The organism is Pseudomonas sp. 2VD (assembly GCF_005503585.1).
Taxonomy (GTDB): domain Bacteria; phylum Pseudomonadota; class Gammaproteobacteria; order Pseudomonadales; family Pseudomonadaceae; genus Pseudomonas; species Pseudomonas aeruginosa.
This window is the reverse complement of sequence record NZ_SCND01000026.1, coordinates 20,281-30,746: the sequence shown is the minus strand read 5'-3', so window position 1 is coordinate 30,746 and position 10,466 is coordinate 20,281. Positions and strand designations below refer to the sequence as shown.

General features: G+C 68.4%; 9 protein-coding genes. 3 read left to right on the top strand and 6 right to left on the bottom strand.

The annotated features are described in order from the left end of the window. Positions 1–59: 59 nt before the first annotated feature. Positions 60–1,385: an MFS transporter gene (locus FFS27_RS05150; RefSeq protein ID WP_003101861.1), complete on the bottom strand. Its 1,326-nt coding sequence runs from the start codon at positions 1,383–1,385 to the stop codon at positions 60–62. A 546-nt stretch (positions 1,386–1,931) separates the two neighbouring features. Between FFS27_RS05150 and quiC the strand changes: the two genes are divergently transcribed. Both quiC and FFS27_RS05140 read left to right on the top strand, forming a co-directional pair. Next, positions 1,932–3,836, top strand: coding sequence for a 3-dehydroshikimate dehydratase QuiC (gene quiC / locus FFS27_RS05145; RefSeq protein WP_021263259.1), 1,905 nt, complete (start codon positions 1,932–1,934; stop codon positions 3,834–3,836). Between the two features lie 92 nt (positions 3,837–3,928). After that, positions 3,929–4,597, top strand: a complete 669-nt coding sequence (locus FFS27_RS05140; RefSeq protein ID WP_003101858.1) for a TetR/AcrR family transcriptional regulator — start codon at positions 3,929–3,931, stop codon at positions 4,595–4,597. Between the two features lie 39 nt (positions 4,598–4,636). Here the strand turns inward: FFS27_RS05140 and FFS27_RS05135 are convergent, their stop codons facing one another. From FFS27_RS05135 to pobA, 4 genes are all read right to left on the bottom strand, one after another. Continuing rightward, the gene (locus FFS27_RS05135; protein WP_003137120.1) at positions 4,637–5,491 is read right to left on the bottom strand and encodes a shikimate dehydrogenase; all 855 of its coding nucleotides are present in this window, start codon (positions 5,489–5,491) and stop codon (positions 4,637–4,639) included. Continuing rightward, positions 5,488–5,934 carry a type II 3-dehydroquinate dehydratase gene (gene aroQ / locus FFS27_RS05130; protein ID WP_003084089.1) on the bottom strand — a complete coding sequence of 149 codons (447 nt, stop codon included), beginning with the start codon at positions 5,932–5,934 and terminating at the stop codon, positions 5,488–5,490. The genes FFS27_RS05135 and aroQ overlap by 4 nt, the downstream gene beginning before the upstream one ends. Before the next feature lie 116 nt (positions 5,935–6,050). Then, positions 6,051–7,556, bottom strand: a complete 1,506-nt coding sequence (locus tag FFS27_RS05125; RefSeq protein ID WP_003084091.1) for an MDR family MFS transporter — start codon at positions 7,554–7,556, stop codon at positions 6,051–6,053. A 174-nt stretch (positions 7,557–7,730) separates the two neighbouring features. Then, the gene (gene pobA / locus FFS27_RS05120; protein WP_003084095.1) at positions 7,731–8,915 is read right to left on the bottom strand and encodes a 4-hydroxybenzoate 3-monooxygenase; all 1,185 of its coding nucleotides are present in this window, start codon (positions 8,913–8,915) and stop codon (positions 7,731–7,733) included. A 177-nt stretch (positions 8,916–9,092) separates the two neighbouring features. On the opposite strand from pobA, the gene FFS27_RS05115 reads away from it, so the two are divergent. After that, a complete protein-coding gene (locus FFS27_RS05115; protein ID WP_003084097.1) occupies positions 9,093–9,959 on the top strand; it encodes a helix-turn-helix domain-containing protein in 867 nt (288 codons plus the stop codon). On the opposite strand, the gene FFS27_RS05110 is transcribed toward FFS27_RS05115, so the two are convergent. Continuing rightward, the gene (locus FFS27_RS05110) at positions 9,956–10,402 is read right to left on the bottom strand and encodes a GNAT family N-acetyltransferase (RefSeq protein WP_003084100.1); all 447 of its coding nucleotides are present in this window, start codon (positions 10,400–10,402) and stop codon (positions 9,956–9,958) included. The two genes, FFS27_RS05115 and FFS27_RS05110, sit on opposite strands and share 4 nt — an antisense overlap. Positions 10,403–10,466: the final 64 nt, after the last annotated feature.

Here is a 10,466-nt window from a genome sequence, read left to right as displayed (position 1 = left end):
GTCCCTTCGTTCTTGTTCTCTAGGCAGGGAGGCGCCCGGCGAGCGCCGGGCGCTTGGACTCAGGCTTCGATCCGGCGCGGAGCCATGAAGTACAGCCAGGTCAGGGCGATGAAGTACATCGCCGGGATCATGGTGAAGAGCACCGCGTAGTTGTTGTTCGTCGCGGTCAGTACGCCGCCGACGATCTGGGTCATGAACATCCCGCCCAGCGCCGCGCACATGCCGCCGAAGCCGAACACCGTGCTCATCAGGTGCTTGGGCGTGTAGTCCATCACCAGGCTCCAGATGTTCGCCGTCCACGCCTGGTGCGCGCCGACCGCCAGGGCGATGGCCAGCACGGCGATCCACAGGCCGCTGGCGTTGGCGGCGAACACCACGCCGACGATGGTGCAGGCGAACAGCAGCATCGATAGCAGGCGCGCGCGGATCGCCGGCATGCCGCGGCCGATCAGCCAGGACGAAAGGATGCCGCCGCCGACGCTGCCGAAGTCGGCGGTCAACCAGATCAGGATCAGCGGGATGCCCATCTGCGTCACGCTGATGCCCAGGCCGTACTGCTGGTTGAGGAACGGCGGCAGCCAGTAGAGGTAGAACCAGAACACCGGCGCGGTGATCGAGTAGGCCAGGGCGAAGGCCCAGGTGCCGCGGCGGCGGAGAATCTGCGAGAAGGGCACGCGGGTGGCGGGCGGCTCCTCCTGCTGCTGGATGTATTCCAGCTCGCTCTGCTTCACCCGCGGATGCTCCTCGGGGTTGTAGTAGTTGCGCCACCAGAACACCAGCCAGACCAGGCCCAGCGCCGACATGCAGAGGAACGCCGCCTGCCAGCCCCAGACGCCGAGGATCAGCGGCAACAGGGCCGGGGTGACCATCGCGCCGACATTGGTGCCGGCGTTGAAGATGCCGGTGGCCACCGCCCGTTCCCCGGCGGGGAACCACAGGCGGGTGGTCTTCACGCAGGCCGGGTAGTTGGCCGCCTCGGTCAGGCCGAGGATGAAGCGACAGACCATGAAGCCCGCCGCCGAGGTCGCCAGGCCGTGGGCGCCGGTGGCCAGGCTCCAGAGCAGCACGGCGAGGAAGAACGCGCGCTTGACCCCGACCTTGTCGATGAAGCGGCCCTGGAGGATGAAGCCGATGGCGTAGCCGACCTGGAACCAGAAGTTGATGTTGGCGTAGTCCATCGCCGTCCAGCTCATCTTCTCGGCCAGGATCGGCTGCATCACGCCGAGGGCGGCGCGATCGATGTAGTTCAGGGTGGTGGCGAAGAACACCAGGGCGAGCATGCCCCAGCGCGTCCGGCCGACGGCGAAGGCGTTGCGGATCCTGCCGCCGCGGGATTCCCGCGGGGCGTCGGCGGCGAGCAGTCGAGAGCTGGAAGAGTGGATCATTGACGGGGCCATCCTTTCGGCGGCCGGCGCCTGGGCGCCCGGCCTGGATTTGTCGTTCTGGGTTGCACGCAGGCGGGCCAGGGGCCGCGCCGGTGTCAGCGGGCCAGGGGCGGTCGGGCCGGGCGAGCGGCGAGCGGACGGGATGGAGGGCGGACGGAGAGGTCGGCGATGGACATGAGCGGGTACCCGATTCTTGAAATTGTTATGTCGCGTGGGTTGCGCAGGTGCCCGGGGAAGAAGCGCGGAGCGCTTCCGGCAGATCGGGACGGCCTGCACGGGTGGCTGCGATGGTGCGCGATTGGTCGAAAAAGCGTCAATTCGATAATCGTGCTTCCGTTCGATATTCGAACGGAATACTAACCAGTTCGTACATTTTGCGTTGCCCGTCAGTTGGCGCAAACCAATAATCGGCTTGCCGGGCGAGCGGTCTCAGCGACCCGAAGTGGCTTCCCGGCGCATCCCGCGCGGGCTATCCGCGCCTCCGCCGTTCCGCCGCCGGCCCTCGCGCGGCGCCAGGCGCCGTAGGGCGCATTGAGGAGTCGAAGCATGCAGCGTTCGATCGCCACCGTATCCCTGAGCGGCACCCTGCCGGAAAAGCTCGAGGCCATCGCCGCCGCCGGTTTCGACGGGGTGGAAATCTTCGAGAACGACCTGCTTCATTACGACGGCAGCCCGCGCGACGTACGCCGGCTGTGTGCCGACCTGGGCCTGGAGATCCTGCTGTTCCAGCCGTTCCGCGACTTCGAGGGCTGCCGCCGAGAACGCCTGGGGCGAAACCTGGAGCGCGCCGAACGCAAGTTCGACCTGATGCAGGAACTCGGCACCGACCTAATGCTGGTGTGCAGCAACGTCGCTGCCGATGCCCTCGGCGAACCGGCGCTGCTGGCCGATGACCTCCGGCTGCTGGCCGAGCGCGCCGCCGTCCGCGGCCTGCGCATCGGCTACGAGGCGCTGGCCTGGGGGCGCCAGGTGAACACCTGGGAGCAGGCCTGGGACCTGGTGCGGCGGGCCGACCAGGCTAACCTCGGGCTGATCCTCGACAGCTTCCATACCCTTTCGCTGGACGGCGATCCGCGCGGCATCGCCGATCTTCCGGGGGAAAAGATCTTCTTCGTGCAAGTGGCCGACGCGCCCTTGCTGGCAATGGACGTGCTGGAATGGAGCCGGCACTTCCGCTGCTTCCCGGGTCAGGGCGGCTTCGACCTGGCAGGCTTCCTCGCGCCGGTCGTCGCGTCCGGCTATCGCGGTCCGCTGTCGCTGGAGGTCTTCAACGACGGCTTCCGCGCCGCGCCGACCCGCGCCAACGCCGTCGACGGCTTGCGCTCGCTGCTCTACCTCGAGGAGAAGACCCGCGAGCGCCTGCAACGCCAGACGCCGCACGTGGCGGTGGACGAGCTGTTCGCGCCGCCGCCGGCGAGCCTCTGCGACGGCATCGAGTTCCTCGAGTTCGCCGTCGACGAGACGCTCGGCGCGCGCCTTGGCCAGTGGTTGCAGCGACTGGGCTTCGCCAGGGCCGGCGAGCACCGTTCGAAGAATGTCAGCCTGTTGCGCCAGGGCGAGATCAACCTGGTACTGAACGCCGAGCCCTATTCCTTCGCCCACGGTTTCTTCGAGGCCCACGGACCGTCCTTGTGCGCCACCGCGCTGCGCGTGCGTGACGCCGGCCAGGCGCTGGGGCGCGCTCGTGCGTACGGAGGCCAGCCGTACCTCGGACTGCTCGGCCCCAACGAGCGGGAAATCCCGGCGGTGCGCGCCCTCGACGGCAGCCTGCTGTATCTGGTCGAGCGGCACACCGAGGGCCGCAGCATCTACGACAGCGACTTCGTGACGAACGACGCCGACACCTCCGGCCTCGGCCTGCGACGCGTCGACCACGTGGCCCTGGCGCTGCCCGCCGAAGGCCTGGACAGCTGGGTGCTGTTCTACAAGAGCCTGTTCGACTTCGGCGCCGATGACGAGGTGGTGCTGCCCGACCCCTATGGCCTGGTCACCAGCCGTGCCGTGCGTAGCCCCTGCGGCAGCGTGCGCCTGCCGCTGAACATTTCCGAGGACCGCAACACCGCCATCGCCCGATCGCTGTCCAGCTATCGCGGTTCCGGCGTGCACCACATCGCCTTCGATTGCGCCGACATCTTCGCCGCCGTGGCCCAGGCCAAGGAGGCCGGGGTCGCGCTGCTGGAAATCCCGCTGAACTATTACGACGACCTCGCCGCGCGCTTCGACTTCGACGACGAGTTCCTCAGCGAACTGGCCTACTACAACGTTCTCTACGACCGCGACGCCCAGGGCGGCGAGCTGTTCCATGTGTTCACCGAGCCGTTCGAGGAACGCTTCTTCTTCGAGATCCTCCAGCGCCGCCACGGCTACGCCGGCTACGGCGCGGCCAACGTGCCGGTGCGCCTGGCGGCGATGGCGCAAGCGCGGCGGGGTGTGCGCCGGGTCAAGCTGTGAGAATTGTCGGGGCTCCGGCAGGTGCTCTTCCTACAGCCGGGCGGGCCCCGCATAATCGGCCGCAATTCCCGCCGGCCACGAGTGAGTCACCGATGTCCAAGCCTGATCCCGCCGTCGTGGAGGAATCCGCTCCGCGCGGCAAGGGACGCAAGAACAATCCCGAGAAGACCCGCCAGGACATCCTCCGCGCCGCCATCGACGAGTTCGTCGCCCAGGGCCTCTCGGGTGCGCGGGTCGACGCCATCGCCGAGCGCACGCATACCTCGAAGCGGATGATCTATTACTACTTCGGCAGCAAGGAGCAGCTTTACCAGGCCGTGCTGGAGAAGCTCTACAGCGACATCCGCGGTATCGAGGGCACCCTACGGCTGGGCGCGCTGCCGCCGGCCAAGGCGATGGAGAAGCTGGTGGAGTTCAGCTTCGACTACCACGACCGGCACGTGGATTTCGTGCGCATCATCAGCATCGAGAACATCCACAAGGGCGAGCACATCGCCAGCAGCGAGCTGGTGCAGAGCGTCAACAGCTCGATCGTCCAGAGCATCGCCGAGATTCTCCGCCGCGGCGAAGCGGAAGGGGTGTTCCGCGCCGGGCTGGAGGCGCTCGACGTGCACATGCTGATCAGTTCGTTCTGCTTCTACCGGGTGTCCAATCGCTACACCGTGTCGCGGATCTTCCGCACCGACCTGCACGACGCCGAGGTTCGCCAGCGGCATCGGCGGATGATCGGCGAGGCGGTATTGCGCTACATCCGTGCCTGACTGCCGTCCCCTCTCCCCTTGGCGGGAGAGGGGGGCCATTCAGTCGCCCAGGCTGGCGAAGTGCGCCTGCATGCGCGCGGCGTCAGCCTCTACTCCGCTGAACAGTTCGAATGCCTTCACCGCCTGGAACACCGCCATGGTGCCGCCGTCCAGTGTGCGGCAGCCGAGGGCGCGGGCCTGGCGCAGCAGCTCGGTTTCCAGCGGAAAGTAGATCACCTCGGCGACCCACAGGTCGGCGCGCAACAGTTCCGCCGGCACCGGCATGCCGGGCAGCTTGGCCATGCCCACCGGGGTGGTGTTGACCAATCCCTGGGCGTCGCCCAGGGCGCCGGCCAGGTCGCTGCCGGCGAGCGCTCGTGGCGCGCCGAAGTGCTGGTTGAGGTTGTCCGCGAGGGCCTGGGCCCGCGCCGGGTCGACGTCGAACAGGACCAGCCGCTCGACGCCCTCGGCGAGCAGCGCGTGGGCCACTGCCGCGCCGGCGCCGCCCGCGCCCATCTGCACCACGCGCTGGCGCGGCGCGTCGGCCAGGCCGCGCCGAAAGCCCTCGGCGAAGCCCAGGCAGTCGGTGTTGTGGCCGATGCGCCGGCCATCGCGCAGCACCACGGTGTTCACCGCGCCGATGCCGCGCGCCTCGGCGGAGAGTTCGTCGAGCAGGGGGATGATCGCCTGCTTGCAGGGGAAGGTGACGTTCAGCCCGGTGAAGCCGAGGTCGCTGGCGGCGGCGAGCAGGAACTCCAGGTCGTCCGCCGACTTGCCCAGCGGGTCGAGATCGATCAGCCGGTACAGATAGCGGATGCCCTGGGCGTCGCCCTCGCGCTCGTGCAGGGCAGGGGTCCGCGACGCCTGGATGCCGGCACCGATCAGGCCGGCGAGAACCGATCGCGGCGCGCTCATGCGGCCGCCTCGAAACGCTCGGCGAAATGTTCCAGGGCCAGGCGGTAGCCGAGGCTGCCGAATCCGCAGATCACCCCCAGCGCCACCGGCGAGACGTAGGAGTGGTGGCGGAACGCTTCGCGCTGGTGGACGTTGGACAGGTGCACTTCGACCACCGGCAGTTCCACCGCGGCCAGGGCGTCGCGCAGCGCCACCGAGGTGTGGGTCCAGGCGGCGGGGTTGATGACGATGCCGGCGACCCGGCCGCGGGCCTGGTGGATCCAGTCGAGCAGTTGGCCTTCCTGGTTGGTCTGGCGGAAGTCCACGGCGAAGCCGCGCGTCTCGGCGAAGGCCGCGCATTCGGCGGCGATTTCGCCCAGGGTCCGCCGGCCGTAGGTCTGCGGCTCGCGGGTGCCGAGCAGATTCAGGTTGGGGCCGTTCAGGACCAATACCGTGCGCGTCATGGCGCAGCCTCCACAGCAATGATGTCATCGATGCCGGGAAAATGTACCGAACGGTTACTTTTGTAAACCGGACGCCGTCGCCAACGGGACGAAAGCGTTCGATTATCGGCGTCCGCTCACTCGCCTGCCGCCGGTTGCGTCGCGCCGCGGCCGCGCAGGGTCATGTCGGGCAGTGCCGAGGCCACCGCCAGGCCGAGCAGCGCCACCGCCGCGTTGACCAGGAAGAGCACCTTGAAGGCATCCGCGAGGACATGCTGGAGGATCACCCGGGCCGGCCCGCTGGCGGCGTCCAGGCTGCTCAGCAGGGCGCTCTCGGAAAAGCCCTGGTCGAGCCCGCCGCCGATCCGCAGGTGCTTGAGCAGGGCTAGCAGGATCGCCGACATCAGCGCCACCCCGACCGCCCCGCCGAGGGAGCGGAACAGCGTCGCGTTGCTGGTGGCGACGCCGATGTGGCGTTGCTCCACGGCGTTCTGCGCGGCCACCAGGCTGGTCGGGAACTGGGTACCGATGGCGATCCCGGTGAGCAGCATGCACAGCCCGGACAGCCAGTGGTCGCCGACCGGGACCAGGGCCAGGCCGGCGATGCCGCAGGGCAACAGGACGGCGCCGAGCAGGATCAGCGGCTTGTAGCGTCCCAGGCTGGCGGTCAGCCGCCCGCAGCAGTACGCGCCCAGCGGCAGGCCCATGACCAGCGGCAGCAAATGCAGCGCGGCGCTGTCGGCGCCGGCGCCGGTAACGCTCTGGTAGCGCAGCGGCACCAGCACGGTCAGCGAGATGGCCTGGAAGCTGGCGAAGAACGCAACCAGCCAACTGAGGGTGGCGGCGCGGACGGCGAACAGTTGCATCGGCACCAGCGGTTCGCGGAAGCGCCGCTCCTGGGCGACGAACAGCAGCAGGGCGAGCGCCGCCAGGGCGAACAGGCCGAGCAGCGCCGGGTCGCTCCAGGCTGCGCCCTGGCCGATCTGGGTGATGGCCAGGAGCAGCGCGGTGAGGCCCACCACCATCAGCACGATGCCCAGGTAGTCGATCACCGGTTGCCGGCGCGGCACCGGCAGGCCGACCAGGGTCCGCCGCGAGATGGCCAGCGCGAGAAGGCCGATCGGCAGGTTGATCCAGAACACCCAGCGCCACGACAGGTACTCGGTGAGCAGGCCGCCGAGCACCGGGCCGGCGACGCTGGCGATGGCGTACATGCTGCTGAAGTAACCCTGGTAGCGGCCGCGCTCGCGCGGCGGGACGATGTCGCCGATGATCGCCTGGCTCACCGCCATCAGCCCGCCCGCGCCGACCCCTTGCAGCACTCGCGCCAGCACCAGTTGGCCCATGCTCTGCGCGAGCCCGCAAAGCAGCGAGGCGGCGGTGAACACGACGATGGCGAAGAGCATCAGACGGCGGCGGCCGTAGAGGTCGCCGAGCTTGCCGTAGATCGGCATCGATACGGTCATCGCCACCATGTAGGCCGAGATCACCCAGGCCAGCAGGTCGAGGTCGGCGAAGTCGGCCGAGATCGCCGGCAGGGAGACGGCGACGATGGTCTGGTCGAGGGCGCTGAGGAAGATCGACAGCATCAGGCCGGCGAGGACGGTACGGACGGCGGGCGGGTTCTGGGCGAGATCGGACAAGACGGCACCTGGGGCGGACGGAACGCGAAGGCAGCGGGCATCATACTGCGCCTGGGGTAGGACAGGTGCCGGGGAATATCGATCCGAGGGTCGTCTTTCGTCGATATTCGCCTGCGCCAACGTTGCGTCCCGCCTTGGGAACGGTGCCCCGGCGTTGCGCCGGGGTGGCGCGGCCTACTCGATTTCCTCGTAGGGCAGGCCGACATAGTTCTCGGCGATGGTCGCCAGGCCCGCCTCGGAGCCCAGGTAGTACTCCAGTTCGGTCTGCTGGATGCGCTGGCTGAACGCGTCGGTGTCGGGGAAGCGATGCAGCACCGAAGTCATCCACCAGGAGAAGCGTTCGGCCTTCCAGATCCGCCGCAGGCAGATTGCCGAGTAGCGTTCCAGCAGTTCGCCCCGCCCTTCGCGGTAGGCCTTCAGCAGCAGCCGGTAGAGCGTGCTGACGTCGCTGGCCGCCAGGTTCAGTCCCTTGGCGCCGGTGGGCGGCACGATGTGCGCGGCGTCGCCGGCGAGGAACAGCCGGCCATGCTGCATCGGCTCGACCACGAAGCTGCGCAGCGGCGCGATGCTCTTCTCCAGCGAAGGACCGGTCACCAGTTTCTCCGCCACCTCGGCCGGGAGGCGCGCTTTCAGTTCCGTCCAGAAGCGCTCGTCGGACCAGTCCTCGACCTTCTCTGTCAATGGCACCTGTACGTAGTAGCGGCTGCGGGTCGCCGAACGCTGGCTGCACAGGGCGAAGCCGCGCGGATGGTTGGCGTAGATCAGTTCGTGGCTGACCGGCGGGGTGTCGGCGAGCAGGCCGAGCCAGCCGAACGGATAGACCCGCTCGAAGACCTTCAGCCGTTCCGCCGGGATCGATTGCCGCGAGATGCCGTGGAAGCCATCGCAGCCGGCGATGTAGTCGCAATCCAGGCGCAGCCGTTCGCCGTCGCGTTCGAAGGTCACGTAGGGGCGCTCACCTTGCAGGTCGTGCAGGCGCACCTCGGCGGCCTGGTAGACGGTAGTGGCGCCGCAGGCTTCGCGGGCTTCCATGAGGTCGCGGGTGACCTCGGTCTGGCCGTAGACCGTCACCGTCTTGCCGCCGCTCAGGCGCTTCAGGTCGATGCGCCGGCGCTGCCCGGCGAAGGCGATCTCCACGCCTTCGTGGACCAGCCCGTCGCGCGCCATGCGCCGGTCGACGCCGGCCTCGCGCAGCAGGTCGACCATACCCTGTTCCAGCACGCCGGCGCGGATGCGGCCGAGCACGTAGTCCGGGGTCTGGCGTTCGAGGATCACGTTGTCGATGCCGGCCTTGTGCAGCAACTGGCCGAGCAGGAGGCCGGACGGACCGGCGCCGATGATGGCGACTTGAGTCTTCATTGCGGATAGCCCTCTCGCTGTTATGGCTGGCCGGCGGCGCATGCGCCGGCGCTGATCTTGTCTGGAGGTGGCTGTATTTTTGTTTGCCGTGGGGTGCTATAGAAGGCAAATTGCCGATCTATTTCTGGACTTTTATAAACTCTGTTCGGCAATCGGCCATTTCGCTCGGAGGGCTCGATGACGGATTCCACCCGCGACGTCCCGGTGTTCAAGCTCTACGGCGCGCCCCTCGAATGGCCGACCCCGGACCTGCTGCACTGCGAGTCGATCCCCGCCCGCAGTCGCCTGCACGACTGGGAGATCAAGCCGCACCGGCACGCCGATCTCGCTCAGTTGCTCTACGTGCGCAAGGGCTGGGCGCAGCTCCAGGTCGAGGGCGAGCCGACTCGCGTCGAGCAGCCTTCCATCCAGTTCGTACCGCCGTTGTGCATCCATGGCTTCCAGTTCTCCGAGCGCATCGACGGCTACGTACTGACGCTCGCCGCACCGTTGCTGGCCCGCTTGCAGGCGCACCTCGGCGCGCAGCGCCAGGCGCTGGAAGCGCCGGGGCTGTACCCGGTGGGCGCGGACCGGCGCTATATCGACACGCTGTTCGACGCCATAGACGGCGAGTACGCCGGCGCTGCGCCGGCGCGCGAGCTGTTGTTGCAGTCGCTGATCGGCGTGCTGGCGGTGTGGCTGGGGCGGCAGGTGATGGTCCGGCGGGCGGAGGCACGGCCGGGTCGTGGTCAGGAATACCTATCGGCCTTTTCGCAACTGGTCGAGCGGCATTTCCGCGAGCACCTGGGAATCGACGAGTACGCGCGTCGCCTGGGCATCTCCCCGGCACACCTGAACGGCGTGGCGCGCCGCCTCAGCGGGCAGACCGCACTGGGCATCGTGCACCAGCGCCTGCTGCTGGAGGCCAAGCGCGACCTGGTCTACACGGCGATGACGGTGAACGAGATCGCCGACCGCCTCGGCTTCAGCGAGCCGGCCTACTTCACCCGTTTCTTCAAGCGCCTGAGCGGCGTCTCGCCGAGCGTTTTCCGTAAGGGCGACTAGTGTTCGCGGCGCAACTGGACGATCTCCAGCGCGCGCCCCTCGTCGTCGCGCGGGCGTCGGCCGCTCTCGACGAAGCCGCAGCGCGCGTAGAACCCCAGCGCCTCGCGGTTGGCGGCGTAGACCTCGACCTCCAGCGCGCCCTTCAGGGTTGCCGCGTGCTCCACCAGTTGCCGGCCGATCCCGCGCCCGTGGGCCGTCGGGGCGACGAACAGGCCGCCGATGAAGGCATCGAGCAGGCCGATGAAGCCCAGCGGCGTATCGCCGTCCAGCGCCAGCCAGGTTTCCGAGGCATCCAGATAATGATCGCGAACCAGTGCCTTCTGCTTCTGCAACTCGGCTTCGCCGAGGAAACCGTGGCCGACGCGCGAGGCCTCCAGCCAGATGGCGAGGGTGGCATCGCGGTCGGCGGGAATGTAGCGGCGGATCTTCGGCGGAGAGGACATGGCGGCGGCTCGCAACGGGAACAGCCGCGGATTATCGCGTGAGCCGGCGGGAAAAGGGCAGGGC